General features: G+C 61.8%; 17 protein-coding genes. 1 reads left to right on the plus strand and 16 read right to left on the minus strand.

From position 1 onward, the window contains the following. A partial coding sequence (locus JWQ61_RS02835) for a LysR family transcriptional regulator (RefSeq protein ID WP_304359176.1) occupies positions 1 to 472 on the minus strand: 472 nt, incomplete at its 3' end. 178 nt (positions 473 to 650) lie between these two features. Between JWQ61_RS02835 and JWQ61_RS02840 the strand changes: the two genes are divergently transcribed. Beyond that, a complete protein-coding gene (locus JWQ61_RS02840; RefSeq protein WP_304359177.1) occupies positions 651 to 2,207 on the plus strand; it encodes a tannase/feruloyl esterase family alpha/beta hydrolase in 1,557 nt (518 codons plus the stop codon). Between the two features lie 78 nt (positions 2,208 to 2,285). Here the strand turns inward: JWQ61_RS02840 and JWQ61_RS02845 are convergent, their stop codons facing one another. The 15 genes from JWQ61_RS02845 to JWQ61_RS02915 form a co-directional block, all read right to left on the minus strand. After that, positions 2,286 to 3,155 carry a pirin family protein gene (locus tag JWQ61_RS02845; protein WP_304359178.1) on the minus strand — a complete coding sequence of 290 codons (870 nt, stop codon included), beginning with the start codon at positions 3,153 to 3,155 and terminating at the stop codon, positions 2,286 to 2,288. Positions 3,156 to 3,343: 188 nt separating this feature from the next. After that, entirely contained in the window at positions 3,344 to 3,946 is a 603-nt protein-coding gene (locus JWQ61_RS02850; protein ID WP_304359179.1) for a HupE/UreJ family protein, read from the minus strand. Between the two features lie 63 nt (positions 3,947 to 4,009). Next, the gene (gene ureG, locus JWQ61_RS02855) at positions 4,010 to 4,639 is read right to left on the minus strand and encodes an urease accessory protein UreG (protein ID WP_304359180.1); all 630 of its coding nucleotides are present in this window, start codon (positions 4,637 to 4,639) and stop codon (positions 4,010 to 4,012) included. A 35-nt stretch (positions 4,640 to 4,674) separates the two neighbouring features. Continuing rightward, entirely contained in the window at positions 4,675 to 5,355 is a 681-nt protein-coding gene (locus JWQ61_RS02860; protein ID WP_304359181.1) for an urease accessory protein UreF, read from the minus strand. 14 nt (positions 5,356 to 5,369) lie between these two features. After that, entirely contained in the window at positions 5,370 to 5,900 is a 531-nt protein-coding gene (gene ureE / locus JWQ61_RS02865) for an urease accessory protein UreE (protein ID WP_304359182.1), read from the minus strand. Positions 5,901 to 5,921: 21 nt separating this feature from the next. Beyond that, the gene (gene ureC, locus JWQ61_RS02870; protein ID WP_304359183.1) at positions 5,922 to 7,625 is read right to left on the minus strand and encodes an urease subunit alpha; all 1,704 of its coding nucleotides are present in this window, start codon (positions 7,623 to 7,625) and stop codon (positions 5,922 to 5,924) included. Continuing rightward, on the minus strand, positions 7,622 to 7,945 hold the full coding sequence (locus JWQ61_RS02875; RefSeq protein ID WP_304359184.1) for an urease subunit beta: 324 nt from the start codon (positions 7,943 to 7,945) through the stop codon (positions 7,622 to 7,624). The genes ureC and JWQ61_RS02875 overlap by 4 nt, the downstream gene beginning before the upstream one ends. 14 nt (positions 7,946 to 7,959) lie before the next feature. Continuing rightward, positions 7,960 to 8,262 (minus strand): urease subunit gamma, encoded by a 303-nt coding sequence (locus JWQ61_RS02880; protein ID WP_014006831.1) that lies wholly within the window; start codon positions 8,260 to 8,262, stop codon positions 7,960 to 7,962. Between the two features lie 40 nt (positions 8,263 to 8,302). Then, positions 8,303 to 9,223 (minus strand): urease accessory protein UreD, encoded by a 921-nt coding sequence (locus tag JWQ61_RS02885; protein WP_304359185.1) that lies wholly within the window; start codon positions 9,221 to 9,223, stop codon positions 8,303 to 8,305. Positions 9,224 to 9,229: 6 nt separating this feature from the next. Further along, a complete protein-coding gene (gene urtE / locus JWQ61_RS02890) occupies positions 9,230 to 9,928 on the minus strand; it encodes an urea ABC transporter ATP-binding subunit UrtE (protein WP_304359186.1) in 699 nt (232 codons plus the stop codon). Positions 9,929 to 9,934: 6 nt separating this feature from the next. Further along, positions 9,935 to 10,801 carry an urea ABC transporter ATP-binding protein UrtD gene (urtD, locus tag JWQ61_RS02895; protein WP_304359187.1) on the minus strand — a complete coding sequence of 289 codons (867 nt, stop codon included), beginning with the start codon at positions 10,799 to 10,801 and terminating at the stop codon, positions 9,935 to 9,937. Next, positions 10,798 to 11,949, minus strand: a complete 1,152-nt coding sequence (gene urtC / locus JWQ61_RS02900; RefSeq protein ID WP_304359188.1) for an urea ABC transporter permease subunit UrtC — start codon at positions 11,947 to 11,949, stop codon at positions 10,798 to 10,800. The genes urtD and urtC overlap by 4 nt, the downstream gene beginning before the upstream one ends. Beyond that, entirely contained in the window at positions 11,946 to 13,550 is a 1,605-nt protein-coding gene (gene urtB / locus JWQ61_RS02905) for an urea ABC transporter permease subunit UrtB (RefSeq protein WP_304359189.1), read from the minus strand. The genes urtC and urtB overlap by 4 nt, the downstream gene beginning before the upstream one ends. Before the next feature lie 188 nt (positions 13,551 to 13,738). Further along, positions 13,739 to 14,992 (minus strand): urea ABC transporter substrate-binding protein, encoded by a 1,254-nt coding sequence (gene urtA, locus JWQ61_RS02910; protein ID WP_120235251.1) that lies wholly within the window; start codon positions 14,990 to 14,992, stop codon positions 13,739 to 13,741. Between the two features lie 354 nt (positions 14,993 to 15,346). Continuing rightward, positions 15,347 to 16,429: a calcium:proton antiporter gene (locus tag JWQ61_RS02915; RefSeq protein WP_120235252.1), complete on the minus strand. Its 1,083-nt coding sequence runs from the start codon at positions 16,427 to 16,429 to the stop codon at positions 15,347 to 15,349. Positions 16,430 to 16,620 lie beyond the last annotated feature (191 nt).

A 16,620-nucleotide genomic window follows, 5' to 3' on the forward strand; every position in this document is an offset into this window, starting at 1 on the left:
AGCGCATGCCATCGGATGCTTCGCGCGTGACCTCTACCACGATTGCGGCGTCGATCTCGCCCGTGCGCACCTGCTCGGTCAGCTCTTCGTTCGGCCCGTGCAACAGCTGGACTTTGAGCGCCGGATAGCGCAGCTTCAGATGCGCCAGGTTTTCCGATAAAAACCCCATCGCGGAAATGATCGCGCCGACAGTCACGGCGCCGGCCAGCTCCTGTTCGACGCCGGCATCGGCGACCATCGCCTCATACGCGGCAACCACGCGCAGCGCATGAGGCAACAGCGCCCGGCCGGCTGGATTCAGCTTGATCACGCGGCGCGAGCGGTCAAACAGCGTGCGCCGGAATTCGGTCTCGAGCGAGCGCATCTGCTGGCCCACGGCGGCTTGCGTCAGGGCCATGCGGTCGGCCGCGGCGGCGAACGAGCCATGTTTCTCGACTGCCAGGAAAGTTCGTAAAAAGCGGATTGTGCTCAACGACGCCACCTCATGCGTGGTTTGGGGAAGCGTATAAATTAAACTTTTTCTTTAGCTATTGCAAACAAAAATAAACTATTCTTTTGGTAATGCCGGACCGACAATGGACGGGTTGCGCTCGCTGCACCTGTGATGAAACAACCATTCCAGTCATCTATGATCCTTGGAGGCCATCCGCATGTATTTCCATATCATCGCTCTGTTTTTTTCCGCAGCCTTGTCCTTGCCGCTGATCGCCCAGGCTGCGGACAGCTGCGAAGCCCTGGATAAATTCCAGAAGACGGGTGTTGTCATTACCGCGGCAAGCTTGCAGGCGGCGGGAGAATTCAAGGTTCCCGGCAAGCGGGAGGGGACATCGCTACCTGCGTTTTGCCGCGTGGCCGGCAGGGTTGAGGCGGGCGAGAATTCGCGTATCGGTTTTGAGTTGTGGATACCGCCGTCGAAAGACTGGAACGGCAAATTGCTGGTGGTCGGCAACGGCGGCTACGTCGGATCGATTCAATACGGCGAGCTGGAGCCGGCCATCCGGCGCGGCTACGCAGTGGTTTCAAGCGACAGCGGCCACGTCGATACCTCGGCCTATCGCAAGGAGAGCCTGCAGTGGGGCGCGGATCATCCCGAAAAAATCGCCGACTGGGCCGAGCGCTCGACCCACGCCGCGGCTGGCGTGTCAAAAGCGCTGGTCAAAAAATTCCAGGGCAAGGATGCCGGCAAATCCTATTTCTTCGGATGCTCGACCGGCGGCGGCCAGGCCCTGATGGCGGCGCAGCGTTATCCGGAAGACTTTGACGGCATCATTGCCGGCGCTCCCGGCTTCCGCCGGACTGGCTTGAACGAAGGATTCCTGTGGATGGCCATGCAAAACATGAAGTCGGCCGCGGGCTACATTCCCGCCGCCAAGCTGCCGTTCATCAATCATGCCGCCATCGCCGCATGTGGCGCTGGCGACGGCCTCATCGGCGATCCCCGTCATTGCGGTTTCGATCCGTCGCAGCTCCAGTGCAAGGACGACAAGGACGGCCCGGTTTGCCTGACCGGCGCGCAGATAGGCACGCTCAAGAAGTTATACAGCGGTGCGGTCAACGCGCGCACCGGAGAGCAGGTGTACCCGGGCTGGCCGGTCGGCAGCGAATTCGGCTACCTGGGCGGCTGGGGCTACGCAATCGAAGGGCCGCAGCCGTTCCGCCTCGAATTTTTCCGGGACTGGGTATTCAAGGATGCGCAGTGGGACTGGCGCACTTTCGACTGGGACAAGGATCTCGGCATCGTCGATGCAGTCATCGGCAAGACGGTCGACGCAACCGATCCGGACCTGAACGCCTACAAGAAACACGGCGGCAAACTGATTCTCTACCATGGCTGGGCCGACCCGATAGGCAACGCTTACGACACTATCAATTATTATGAAAAAGTGGCGGCAAAAGTAAAGGACACGCCCAGCTTCGCACGGCTGTTCCTGATGCCGGGCATGGGGCATTGCCGCGGCGGCATCGGCCCCAATACCTTCGATGCGATTGGCGCCCTCGATAAATGGGTCGAAAGCGGCAAGCCGCCCAGCCAGATGATTGCCGTCAAATCGGCGACTACCGATGGCGTCGGCGGCCTGGCCGACAGCAAGCTGAACCAGGCGCAAGGCCGGACCCGGCCGATCTGCGCCTATCCGCAGGTGGCGAAATACCGCGGCCAGGGCAATGTGGACGATGCCGCCAGCTTTGTTTGCAGCAAACCGCTATAGCGCGCCGGATGCAGAAATGAAAATGCCCCGTCCGCGGCTGCTGAACGGAGCAGGGGGCAGGGGGCAGAAAGCCGGACACTATTCCGGCAGGGGAATTCGTTCATCGTCGCCCGGCACCGGATCGAAGCGTTGTTCGCGCCAGTTGTCTTTGGCGGTCTCGATCAGCTGCGGATCGCTGGCGACAAAATTCCACCAGATGGTGCGCGGCCCATCGATAGGAGCGCCGCCCAGCAGCATGACCTGGGCCGCTTCGCTGGCGTCGATACTGACCGCCCGATCCGGTTCCAGCACGGCCAGCACGCCCATTTCCAGCGCTTCGCCATCGATGGTCACGCTGCCGCTGGCGACATACACGGCTTGCTGCGGATATTCCGGCTCCAGCGTGAACTGCGCGCCGGCCTGCATTTCGGCGGCGACATACAAGGTCGGCGCCAGGACTTTGACCGGCGCCTCGCGGCCAAAAGCGCGGCCGGCGATGATGCGCAGCTGGTAACCGTCGCCCTCGACCAGCGGCAGGCTGGCGGCCGGATGGTGGACGAAAGCCGGCGGCCCCTGTTCGTCGGCCAGCGGCAGCGCTACCCAGGTCTGGATGCCGTGCAGGCGCCAGCCGTTGGCGCGCTGCGCCGCGGGCGTGCGTTCGGCATGGACGATGCCGCGCCCGGCCGTCATCCAGTTGACGTCGCCGGGAATGATTTCCTGGTCGTTGCCGAGGCTGTCGTGGTGGCGGATCGCGCCTTCGAACAGATAGGTGACCGTCGCCAGGCCGATGTGCGGATGCGGGCGGACATCGATGCCCTGGCCGCTGGGGAAGTCGACCGGCCCCATGTGGTCGAAAAACAGGAAAGGCCCCACGCTTTGGTGGCGGCCGGCAGGCAGCACGCGGCGCACCACCAGTTCGCCGAGATCGCGGGCGCGGCCGGGTATCCGGTATGCAATCGAGGTAGTCATGTTATATCCAGTCTAGATGAGCAAAAAAAAGGAGCGCAATGACTTGTCACGCTAAAAGACATTAGCATATTTGAATGGATCGGGAACCGTACAAACAAAAGAGCCAGGTCTCCGCAACAAAACTGCGGAAGAACTGGCTTTTTTTTGAGCAGCCGCAAGCCGCGGCTGCTCAAGAGATGCTTGTTTTTCTAAAATGCGCCGGACAGCAAATAACCGCCCACCGCCGCAATCGCCACGCCGCCCAGCCGCACCGCCTGCGCCGCCATTTTCTGACCGGCGACCAGGCCGACCGCCAAACCGAGCAAATGCAGCAGCGCCGTCGCCGCCACAAAACCGACGCCATACCAAAGCGCCGAGGCGCCATGCGGCAATTCGCTGCCGTGCGCATAACCGTGGAACAGCGCAAAGACGGAGACCACGCTGGCGCTGGCCCATACCGGCATACGGATGGCGAACGCGATCAGCAGGCCAAGCACCGCGACCGATGCCGCGATGCCGGTTTCAACCCCGGGCATCTGCAAACCGGCAAACGCCAGCAGTGCGCCCACCACCATCATCAGCGGAAACGCCAGCGGCAACACCCACAGCGCCGAACGCTTGTTTTGCGCCGCCCACAAGCCGACCGCCAGCATCGCCAGCAAATGGTCGATGCCGGAGAACGGATGGGCAAAACCGTTGTTGAAGCCGAACGCATCGGGATGGCCGGGATGGGCGAAGGCCGGGGCGATGCTGAGGACGGCGAAGGCCAGCGCGCTGAGGCGGCCGTAAATACTGGCGGAAGGACGGGACATGACAGGGCTCCTTGAAAATGGCTGTTTATTTGAAGAATTCGTTTGGGTGCTCATTTGGGCTGCTCACTTAGGCTGATCCAGTAAACCTTGCTGGCGGATGAAAGCGATCACTTGCTCAACGCCGTCGCCGCTGCGCAGGTTGGTGAAAATGAACGGCCGTTCGCCGCGCATCTTTTTGGCGTCGTGCGCCATCACATCCAGGTTGGCGCCGACGTAGGGAGCGAGGTCGGTCTTGTTGATGATCAGCAGGTCGGAGCGGGTGATGCCGGGGCCGCCCTTGCGCGGGATTTTTTCGCCGCCGGCGACGTCGATCACGTAGATGGTCAGGTCGGACAGTTCCGGGCTGAACGTGGCCGCCAGGTTGTCGCCGCCGGACTCCAGCAGGATCAGGTCGAGGTTGGGGAAATCGGCGCTCATGCGCGAAATCGCTTCCAGGTTGATCGAGGCATCTTCGCGTATCGCCGTGTGCGGGCAGCCGCCGGTTTCCACGCCCATCAGGCGCTCCGCCGGCAAGGCATCGGCGCGCAGCAGGATCTCCATGTCTTCCTTGGTGTAGATGTCGTTGGTGATGACCGCCATGTCGTAGCGGTCGCGCATGCCTTTGCACAGCATTTCGCACAGGGCGGTCTTGCCGGAGCCGACCGGGCCGCCGATGCCGACGCGCAGTGGATTGGATGGTGAGGAAGTGCTCATTTGGATATCCGCTTAAAAATAGTGAATGTTTGGTTTCAGGAACGATAGAGGCGGCTGTATTGTTCTTCATGCTGCATCGACAGCAATGACAGGCCCGGCGCCCAGTTCGACAGTTCATGATCGGCCAGTTCCTGCGCATGCCGTGCCGCCAGCTGCAGTTCCGCCTGCAAGGACAGCAGCAGGCGCTGGCCAGCAACCTGGCCCAGCGGGATCGACTTGACGCATACCAGCACCTGGTTTTCCGCCCAGGAAAACAGCATGCCCAGCAACGCCGCTTCATGCGGCACCTGCAGCGCCACCGCGGCGTAGGCGTAGGCGGTCGGCAGCGGTAGTTCCGGCTGGGCCTGCAGGATCGCCAGCAGGGCGGCGTCGCCTACCTGCAATTCGATCGCCAGCTTGCCCAGCGAATATCCCATCTGTATGGTTTCGGCGCGGAATTCCGCCGTGTCGCGCGCCGCGATGAAGCGTTCAGTCCACAACGCTACCGCGGCGCCGTCGCGACCTTCGAACGCTTGCAGCAGGCGCCACAAGACGGGTGCCTCAAACAGCGCCACTACTTGCTGCAGGTTATTGCAGATCCAGCCGCGCGCCGATTCCGGATCCTTGACCCAGCCCTTGTCGATGGCCGTTTCCAGCCCCTGCGAATAGCTGTAGGCGCCGATCGGCAATGACGGGCTGGCCAGTTGCAGCAGATGGAGCAGCGCGGTCGCGTTCATCTTGTCTGCCAGACTCAGGCGTCAGGCTCGCGGTTGGGCTCGTCGCTGGGCCGGTGGATTTTCTGGCGCAGCGGCACCGGCGCCAGCAAGCCGTCGTGATGATGGTGATGGCCGCCGCCGTAGGCGCCCGATTCCGGCTCGAACGCCGCCAGTTCCTCGGTGACCGTGGCCTGCAGGCCCTGCAGCATTTCTTTCAGCACCGCGTCCTTGCGTATGCGCAGGAAACCGTCGCCGACATGGGCCTGGGTGTGGCGGTTGCCCAGGTGGAAAGCGCAGCGCAGCAGGGCGTGCGGACTGGCGCACTCGATGCGGTAGGTCGCTTCCGCCGCCGCCATGATCCTGACCACGCGTTCCTGGCCGCCGTCGTCGCTGCCCTTGAGCAGATCGCCGTGGCGCAGCACCGTGCCGCGCACCGTGAATACGCCTACTTCCTCGCCGCTGCTCAAGGTCGCGCGCAGGCGGCTTTTCTCGCGCAACTCATAGGGCAAGACCAGTTCGCCCTCGATCAGATCGGTGTGTTCTACTTTTGTATTGAGGATTAACATCTTGCTTTCGTCGCAATAAAATCAGAATAGGAAATAACGCTGCGTCATCGGCAATACGCTGGCCGGTTCGCACACCAGCAGTTCGCCATCGGCGCGCACCTCATAGGTTTCGGGATTGACTTCCATATGCGGCGTGGCGCTGTTGTGGATCATGTGATGCTTGCGCAGGTGGCGCACGTCCTTGATCGCCACCACCGGCTTGTTCAGCTTCAGGCGTTCGCCTATGCCGTCGTCGTACGCCGCTTGCGAGACGAAGGTGAGCGAAGTCTTGAGGCCGCCGCCGTAGGCGCCGAACATCATCCGGTAATGCACCGGCTGCGGCGTCGGGATGGATGCATTCGGGTCGCCCATCTGCGCCGCCGCGATCATGCCGCTCTTCAGGATGGTGGATGGTTTGACGCCGAAGAAGGCCGGCTTCCACAGCACCAGGTCGGCGATCTTGCCGACCTCGATCGATCCCACCACATGCGAGATGCCATGGGTGATGGCAGGATTGATCGTGTACTTGGCGATGTAGCGCTTGACGCGGAAGTTGTCGGCCTTGCTGCCGCTATCCTCGGCCAGCTTGCCGCGCTGGACCTTCATCTTGTGCGCGGTCTGCCAGGTGCGCAGGATGACTTCGCCGACCCGGCCCATGGCTTGCGAATCGGAAGACATCATGCTGATGGCGCCGATGTCGTGCAGGATATCTTCGGCGGCAATCGTTTCGCGCCGGATGCGCGATTCGGCGAACGCCACATCTTCGGCGATTGCCGCATCCAGGTGATGGCAGACCATCAGCATATCGAGATGCTCGTCCAGCGTGTTGACGGTAAACGGCCGGGTCGGGTTGGTGGAGGAGGGCAGCACATTGCTGTTGCCGACTGCGGCGATGATGTCCGGCGCATGGCCGCCGCCGGCGCCTTCGGTATGGAAGGTATGGATAGTGCGATCCTGGAACGCGGCCAGTGTGTGTTCCAGGAAACCGCCTTCGTTCAGGGTATCGCTATGGATCGCCACCTGCACGTCCATGCGGTCGGCCACGCTCAGGCAGTTGTCGATGGCGGCCGGGGTCGAGCCCCAGTCTTCATGCAGCTTGAGGCCGATGGCGCCGGCGCGCACCTGTTCTTCCAGCGGACCCGGCAAGCTGATGTTGCCCTTGCCGAGGAAACCCAGGTTCATCGGGAAGGCATCGGCCGCCGACAGCATCGCATGCAGGTGCCAGGGACCGGGCGTGCAGGTGGTGGCGGCGGTACCCGCTGCCGGGCCGGTGCCGCCGCCCAGCATGGTGGTGACGCCGCTCATCAAGGCTTCTTCCATCTGCTGCGGGCAGATGAAATGGATGTGGCAATCGATGCCGCCGGCGGTGACGATCTTGCCTTCGCCGGCGATGATCTCGGTGGCGCCGCCGATCACCATGGTCACGTCCGGCTGGATATCCGGATTGCCGGCCTTGCCGATGGCGGCGATCTTGCCGCCCTTGATGCCGATGTCGGCCTTGACGATGCCCCAGTGGTCGATGATCACGGCGTTGGTGATCACGGTGTCCATCACATCCTTATGCATGCGCTGCGACTGGCCCATGCCGTCGCGGATCACCTTGCCGCCGCCGAATTTCACTTCTTCGCCGTAGGTGGCGTAGTCTTTTTCGATTTCGATGAACAGTTCGGTGTCGGCCAGGCGGATGCGGTCGCCGGTGGTCGGGCCGTACATTTCGGCGTAGGCGTGTCTGGAGATTTTGCTCATGATTTTACTCGTTTCGTCAATGCACCCATGACCTTGCCGTTGAAGCCGTAGACGATGCGGTCGCCCGCCAGTTCCACCAGTTCCACCGTGCGTTTCTGGCCCGGCTCGAAACGCACCGCGGTGCCGGCCGCGATGTTGAGCCGCATGCCGTAGGCATCTTCGCGCTCGAACAGCAGAGCCGGGTTGACTTCGTAAAAATGAAAGTGCGAACCGATCTGGATCGGCCGGTCGCCACTGTTGGCGACGGTGACGCTGCTGCAGCGGCGGCCGACATTGAGTTCGATGTCGCCGCTCTGGATCTGCATTTCTCCTGGGATCATGGGGCTGCTCCAGTCTAGGGAATAGGGTGATGCACGGTGACCAGCTTGCTGCCGTCCGGGAAGGTGGCCTCGACCTGGATGTCGGGAATCATTTCGGCGATGCCCTCCATCACGTCGGCGCGCGTCAGGATCTTGCTGCCGTAGGACATCAGCTCGGCGACGCTCTTGCCGTCGCGTGCGCCTTCCATGATGGCGGCGCTGATCAGGGCGATCGCTTCCGGGTAGTTCAGCTTCAGGCCGCGCGCCAAACGTCGTTCCGCCAGCAGGCCGGCGGTGAAGATCAGCAGTTTGTCTTTTTCTCTCGGCGTCAGGTCCATGTGACTTTTCTTTCTTTTCGATGACGGTGGTGGTTTTTATTCAAGTGTTCCAGATGCGCGGTATCAATGCTTCGTGTCCCAGCAGTTGCGGACGGATCAGCTGCCAGGCTTGCATCATCCACTGCCGCGCCAGTTCGCTGGAATGTCCCAGGTGGCGCAGCACCAGGACTGACTTCAGCTGGGTCGCGCCGACGCTGGCTCGCTCTCCCGCCAGCTGGCTGGCAAGTTCGCGCAGCTGCTGCACGAAGCTTGCGGAAAACGGTTTTCCGGCCACCATCAAGGTGGCGCACACCGTACAGCCTGCCAATCCAAGGCGGTTGTGCATGGCCGCGCTGCCGCCGCTCAGCACGCCTTGTTCAAACCATAATAATTTGCCGTCGCGGCGGATGCTGGTCTGTTGCGAGATGCGGCCGCGGTTGAAGGTTTCGCCGGAGGCGGTGCGGCCGAAACACAGGATCTCGCCGCCGATATAGCGGGCTTCGCCTTGCAGTTCGACTTCATGGGTCAGCGCAACCTCGGCCTGGTCGAAAAAAATGGTTTCCTGCGGCAGCCATTCCAGCGTTGCCGAATCGGCAAGCTGCAGCCTGACCTGCTGCTGCGACAGCTTGCCGTTGGCCTGGTACCACTTGGCGGCGCCGGGCGTGGTGAGGAAAGCGTGGGCGCCGGCGCCGACGTCGGCCTTGATGGTCAGCTGGTCGCCGCCCACCACGCCGCCGGGCGGATGGACGATGATGGCGTGGCAGATCGAGGGATGTTCCGGATAGAGCGCCTTTTGCACGCGCAAGGGGCCGTAGTGGGCGCGGTCCAGCAGGCGCGTGGTGCCCTGGTCGTCGGCAAAGCGCAGCGACAGCCAGGCCTGGTTGTCGGCGCCCCGGACCTGCTCGGGCAAAATCGTGGGCAAAGTCGCGGGCAAGGCAAGCGCGGCGCTGGCCGGCACGGGCTGGGCGGTGAAATTATCCATGGGGAACTATACCGCCAAGTGCCGTTTCACGCTGTCATCATCCATGCTCTCCTGGCTGCCGGCGGCCACCACTTCGCCGCGCGACAGCACCACAAAGTTGTCTGCCAGGTCACGCGCGAAATCGAAGTATTGTTCGCACAGCAGGATGCCGATGTCGCCGCGTTCGCGCAGCAGGCGGATCACCCTTCCGATGTCCTTGATGATGGAGGGCTGGATGCCTTCGGTCGGCTCGTCCAGGATGATCAGCTTCGGTTCCGCCAGCAAGGCGCGCGCAATCGCCAGCTGCTGCTGCTGGCCGCCGGACAGGTCGCCGCCGCGCCGCTGCAGCATTTCCTTCAGCACCGGGAACAGTTCATAGACCTCGTCCTTGATCAGCAAAGCCTTCTTGCCCGATTTGGTGGCCATGCCCATCAGCAGGTTTTCTTCCACCGACAGGCGAGCGAAGATTTCCCGTCCTTGCGGCACATAGGCAATGCCGAGCGCGGCGCGCTGGTGCGGCTTGAGGCTGGTGATGTCGCGGCCTTCCAGCGTCACTTTGCCGCTGGCGCTGGGCAGCACGCCCATCAGGCATTTCAGCAGGGTAGTCTTGCCGACGCCGTTGCGGCCCAGCAGCGCCAGGCACTTGCCTTTTTCCAGGGACAGCGAGACGCCGCGCAGGGTATGCGAGGAGCCGTAATACTGGTTCAATTGTTCAACGTTCAGCATAGTCTTCTAGCGCCCGAGGTAAACTTCAATCACGCGCTCATCGGCCTGTACTTCCGACATCTTGCCGGCCGCCAGCACCGAGCCTTCATGCAGCACCGTGACCTTGCCCTGCTGAGCGATTTCGGCGACAAAACCCATGTCGTGCTCAACCACCATGATCGAATGCTTGCCGCGCAGTTCGTTGAGCAGCTCGGCGGTGCGCGCGGTTTCCGCATCCGACATGCCGGCCACCGGTTCGTCCAGCAACAGCAGCTGCGGTTCCTGCATCAGCAGCATGCCGATTTCCAGCCACTGTTTCTGGCCGTGCGACAGCAGGCCGGCCAGCCGCCGTTCGTTGCCGTTCAGGCGGATCAGCCGCAGGCAGGCGTCGATCTTGTCGACCTGTTCCGATGTCAGCCGTGAAAACAGGGTGGTCTTCACGCGTTTGTCCATCTTCATCGCCAGCTCAAGGTTCTCGAACACGGTGTGCTGCTCGAACACCGTCGGCCGCTGGAATTTGCGGCCGATGCCGGCATGGGCGATGTCGTATTCGGTCAGCTTGGTCAGGTCTATGCTCTGGCCAAAGAAGGCGGTGCCGGCGCTGGGCCGGGTCTTGCCGGTGATGACATCCATCATGGTGGTCTTGCCGGCGCCGTTGGGGCCGATGATGCAGCGCAGTTCGCCCACCGAAATGTCGAGGTTCAGGTTGTTGAGCGCCTTGAAGCCATCGAAGGAAACCGTGATGTTTTCCAGGTAAAGGATGGCGCCGTGGGTGGTATCGACCCCTTCCGGCTTGATCCGCGCATACGAGGTGCCGTAGTCGGCGTGCAGGGCGTTGTCGACCTTGTCGGATGGCTGCGCCGGATTATAGATTTGACTAATGCGTTGACTCATGCCGTCTCCTTGCCGCTCTTGAACTTGCTTTTCAGCTTGTCGGCCAGGCCCAGGATGCCCTGCGGCATGAACAGCGTGACCAGGATGAAAATCAAGCCCAGTGCATACAGCCACAAATCGGGGAAGGCGCCGGTGAACCAGCTCTTCAAGCCGTTCACCGAGAAGGCGCCGATGATCGGCCCCAGCAGCGAACCGCGGCCGCCGACCGCCGCCCAGATCACCATTTCGATCGAATTCGCCGGCGACATCTCGGACGGGTTGATGATGCCGACCTGTGGCACGTACAGGGCGCCGGCAATGCCGCACAACACTGCCGACAAGGTCCACACGAACAGCTTGAACCAGAGCGGGTTGTAGCCGATGAACATCAGGCGCGATTCCGAATCGCGCACCGCCTGCAACACGCGCCCCAGCTTGGAAGTAACGATCCAGCGGCACAGCAGCAGGGCGCCGAGCAGGAAAGCCAGCGTGATCAGGTACAGCACCGCCTTGGTCGACGGCGCGGTGACCGAATAACCCAGGATGCGCTTGAAATCGGTGAAGCCGTTGTTGCCGCCGAAACCGGTGTTGTTGCGGAAGAACAGCAGCATGAAAGCGAAGGTCATGGCTTGCGTGATGATGGAGAAATACACGCCCTTGATGCGCGAACGGAAGGCGAAATAGCCGAACACGAAAGCCAGCACGCCCGGCACCAGCACCACCAGCGCCATGCAGTACCAGAAGTGGTCGGTCAGCGACCAGAACCAGGGATAGGTTTTCCAGTCGAGGAACACCATGAAGTCGGGCAGGTTGCTCTGATAGACGCCGTCGCGGCCGATGGCCCGCATCAGGTACATGCCGTGGGCGTAGCCGCCCAGCGCAAAGAACACGCCGTGGCCGAGCGACAGGATGCCGGTGTAGCCCCACACCAGGTCGAGCGCCAGCGCCGCCATGGCGTAGCACATGAACTTGCCGACCAGGGCTACCGTGTAGCTGGAAATATGCAGCACATGGCCGGCAGGGAAGACCAGGTTGAGCGCCGGCAGCAAGGCCAGGATCACGCTGCAGAAGATGATGCCGCTCCACGCCGGGCGCGAAAACAAAGGTGCCTTCGCCGCCGCGATTTGCTGGAGGGTAGGATCAGATGCCGGGATAGTTGCTGTGCTCATTCCACGCTCCTGCCTTTCAGTGCAAACAGGCCTTGCGGACGTTTTTGAATGAAGACGATGATGAACACCAGGATGGCGATCTTGGCCAGCACCGCGCCGGCCACCGGCTCCAGGAATTTGTTGACTTCGCCCAGGCCGAAGGCGGCGATGACGGTGCCGGCCAGCTGGCCGACGCCGCCCAGCACCACCACCATGAAGGAGTCGACGATGTAGCCTTGTCCCAGGTCCGGGCCGACATTGCCGAGCTGCGACAGCGCCACGCCGCCGAGGCCGGCGATGCCGCAGCCGAGGCCGAAGGTCATCATGTCGATCTTGCCGGTCGAGACGCCGACGCAGGACGCCATGCGGCGGTTCTGCATGACCGCCCGCACAAACAGGCCGAGCCGGGTCTTGTTCAGGATCAGCCACACCGCCAGCACCACGAACAGCGCGAAGAAAATGATCACGATGCGGTTGTACGACAGCACCAGCGAACCGAGCACGGTGACGCCGCCCGACATCCAGCTGGGATTGGCGACTTCGACGTTCTGTGCGCCGAAGATGGAGCGCACCAGCTGCATCAGCATCAGGCTGATGCCCCAGGTGCAAAGCAGGGTTTCCAGCGGCCGGCCATACAGCCAGCGCAGCACCAGCCGCTCCAGCACGATGCCGACGGCGGCGGTGACGATGAAGGCGGCTGGCAGCGCGACCAGCAGGTAGCCGTCCAGCGCGCCCGGGAAATACTGGCGGAACAGCAGCTGGCAGACGTAGGTGGTGTAGGCGCCTATCATCAGCAGTTCGCCGTGCGCCATGTTGATGATGCCCATCAGGCCGAAAGTGATGGCCAGTCCGAGCGCCGCCAGCAGCAGCACGCTGCCGAGCGAGATGCCGTAGAACACCTTGCCGATGAAGTCGACCGTCGCCAGGTGGCGGTCCAGTACGCCGAGGGTGCGCACCGCTTCGATACGCACTGCCGGATCGGGTTCGATGTAACTGCCGTCGGGATTCTTGTTGAGCAGGTTTTGCAGCGCCGGGCGCAGGTTGGCGTTGGTGCTGCCGGCCAGGGTTTGCACCGCGGCCTTGCGGATGGCGGCGTCGGCCGAGTGCAGGTTGGCGGTGGCGATCACCTGTTGCAGAACGGCCTGGATTTCAGGATCGCTTTCCTGGTGCAGGGCTTTGCTGACCAGGGGAATTTGCGCCGGGTCGGCGGTTTTTATCAGTTCGGTGGCAGCGGTCATGCGCTGGTTGCGGTTGGCCGAAAACAGTTTCAGGCCGGACAGGGCGCCTTCGACTACGCCGCGCAGGCGGTTGTTGACGCTGATGCCCTCTGCATCGTCGGGAGTAGGCAAAGTCTGGTCGGTGGCGGGATTGAACGCCTGGGTGTCTTCGACAACCAGCACCGTGCCGTCGGGTCGGGCGTACAAGGCATCGGTATTCAGGGCATTGAGAATCTTCAGCGCGTCATCGTTGGCCAGCGCGGCGATCTGGTTGACCGCAACAATGCGCGCATCAGGATCGTCGCCAGCCAGCGGCTTGAGCAGCGCCGGGTCGATCTTGGCGTGCGCCAGCGTGATGTGCAGGCACAAACTTGCAATGAGAAGAATTTTTCTTGAGATTTTCATTAGTCTGTTTAGCGCCACCTGAAAGCAGTTAAATGGAGTCAGAGTTTTTTTTCGCGCCTTTTGCGAAAATTACTCTGACCCCATTTAACGGGCCACGGAGTAATTACATTTCCATATGGTTTGGTTTGCCGCTAGCTGACGCGCGTACGTCCCCTTATGAAATTCAAAGCAACGCCTGCCAGGCAACGTTACAGCTTCTGCTTGCCTTCATTACCCGGGATATATGGGCTCCAAGGCTGCGCGCGGATCGTGGTCTTGGTCTTGTTGACGACGTTGAACTGCCCGTCAGCCTTGATTTCGCCGATCATCACAGGTTTGTGCAGGTGATGGTTGGTGGCGTCCATTTCCAGTTCATAGCCGGACGGCGCCTTGAATTTCTGGCCGGACATGGCGGCGATGACTTTGTCGGTGTCAGTAGACTTGGCTTTTTCCACAGCCTGTTTCCACATGTAGATACCGACATAGGTTGCTTCCATCGGATCGTTGGTGACCACGGTGCTGGCGTTCGGCAGTTTCTTGGCGACGGCGTAGGCTTTCCATTTCTTGATGAAAGCAGTGTTGACCGGATTTTTCACCGACTCGAAATAATTCCACGCTGCCAGATGGCCGACCAGCGGCTTGGCGTCAACGCCGCGCAGCTCTTCTTCACCTACCGAGAACGCTACCACCGGCACATCCGTCGCCTTCAGGCCGGCGTTGCCCAGTTCCTTGTAGAACGGCACGTTGGAGTCGCCGTTGATGGTCGAGATCACCGCGGTCTTGCCGCCGGCGGAGAATTTCTTGATGTTGGCGACGATGGTCTGGTAATCGGAGTGGCCGAACGGTGTATAGACTTCGTCGATATCCGCATCCTTGATGCCCTTGCTGTGCAGGAAGGAACGCAGGATCTTGTTGGTGGTGCGCGGGTACACATAGTCGGTGCCCAGCAGCACGAAGCGCTTGGCGCCGCCGCCTTCTTTCGACATCAGGTATTCGGTGGCCGGGATCGCTTGCTGGTTAGGCGCGGCGCCGGTGTAGAACACGTTCTTTTCCAGTTCCTCGCCTTCGTACTGCACCGGATAGAACAGCAGGCTGTTGAGTTCCTTGAATACAGGCAGCACCGATTTGCGCGAGACCGAAGTCCAGCAGCCGAACACCACCGACACCTTGTCCTGCGAGATCAGCTGGCGCGCCTTTTCCGCAAACAGCGGCCAGTTGGAGGCCGGGTCAACCACCACCGGTTCCAGTTTCTTGCCCATCACGCCGCCGTTGGCATTGATCTCTTCGATCGCCATCAGGGCTACATCCTTGAGCGAAGTTTCGGAGATAGCCATGGTGCCCGATAATGAATGCAGGATGCCTACCTTGATGGTGTCCGCGGCAAAGGCAGACGGCAGCCATGCGCTGGCGGCCAAGGCGAAAGCGCCGAGTGCGGTAGCTTTCAGAACGGTGCGACGTGACATGAATTTCTCCTCCGGTAGTGAGTTATAAAAACAGAAAAAACACGAGTAAAGAAAGCACGCGGCAAACCTGGAACGGGGATGCGTTGATTACACAATGTCATTAGCAGAATGCATGCCAGTGAGGAGGGGCGGCGCCGTGCGCCGGATTCAGGGAGAACTACTTGGATTTGGAGCAATATTGGCGCAAGCGAGACAAGCGGCGCCCATATTTGGTGAGATGAGATTTTGGTGCAGGATAAGCGCACCAGTGTGGTGCCGCTCCATGCGGCGGCGCGATGGCCAGCGCAGGAATGATGCCGATTGGTGCAGGAATGCCGGAACTGGCTGGCCAGTTCCGGTCAACCAGGCCCTAGTTCAAGGAACGATGGTGGTAAACAGGTAGACCGCAAAAATCACCAGGTGCACCGTGCCTTGCATGACCGTGGTGCGGCCGGTGCCTAGCGACAGCGTGGCGACGATGAACGACAGCAGCAACAGCACGGTCGATTTGACATCCAGGCCGAGCGACAAGGTCCAGCCGGTGGTGAGCGAGACGATGGCCACCGCCGGAATGGTCAGGCCGATGCTGGCCAGCGCCGAACCGAGCGCCAGGTTGAGGCTGGTCTGCAGGCGGTTGGCGCGCGCCGCCCGCACCGCGGCCAGCCCTTCCGGCAGCAGCACCACCGCAGCAATGATGATGCCGACCAGGGTCTTGGGCGCGCCGACGCTCGCCACCGCGGTTTCCAGGGCCGGCGCCAGAGATTTCGCCAGCAGCACTACCGCTCCCAGGCAAACCAGCAGCAGGCCGCCGCTGATCGCCGCCACCTTGACCGTCGGCGGCGCCGCGTGGACATCTTCGTCGTTGACCGCTTCCGCCGGCAGAAAGTAGTCGCGGTGGCGTACGGTCTGCACCAGCACGAAGGTGCCGTACAGTATCAGCGAGATGACAGCGATGAACGCCAGCTGGCTGGCGCTGTAGAACGGACCGACGGCAGTCGAGGTGTAGTTGGGCAGCACCAGCGTCAGCACTGCGATCGCCGCCAGCGTCGCCAGCGAAGCGCTGACGCCAAGCTGGCCGAAAGTCTGTTCCTTGTGATGGCTGGCGCCGACCAGCAGGCAGATGCCGACGATGCCGTTGAGGATGATCATGATGGCGGCAAACACGGTGTCGCGCGCCAGCCCCGTGGTTTCTTCGCCGCCGGCCAGCATCAGCGAGACGATCAGCGCCACTTCGATCAGGGTTACCGCCAGCGCCAGCACCAGGGTGCCGTACGGTTCGCCGACCCGGTGCGCAACCACCTCGGCGTGATACACCGCCGCCAGCACGCTGCCGAGCAGGCCTGCCACCAGCAATATCGTATAAACGCCGCCGAGATTAAAGCTCGCGCCGCCGAGCAAGAGCCAGCCGACGACCGGAGCCGCGATGGACCATATGGGGAGTGCAGGGGAAATTTTCATATGGCGATTGGACACGCATCGAGCATTTTTTGCAAGTATTGCGTGGAAAGCCGGTTTGACCGGGCAGGGCGACGGTTATATAATTTCTTGGTCGAAAAAGGCCGGAGCGGTAATTGGTAAGCCCGCTCCCTTCCTGCTTCCAGGAAGCCCTGCTCTCGTGCCTGCATGAGAACCCGCGGCGAACCCCGGCG

Source organism: Collimonas fungivorans (assembly GCF_028292705.1).
Classification (GTDB): domain Bacteria; phylum Pseudomonadota; class Gammaproteobacteria; order Burkholderiales; family Burkholderiaceae_D; genus Collimonas; species Collimonas fungivorans_B.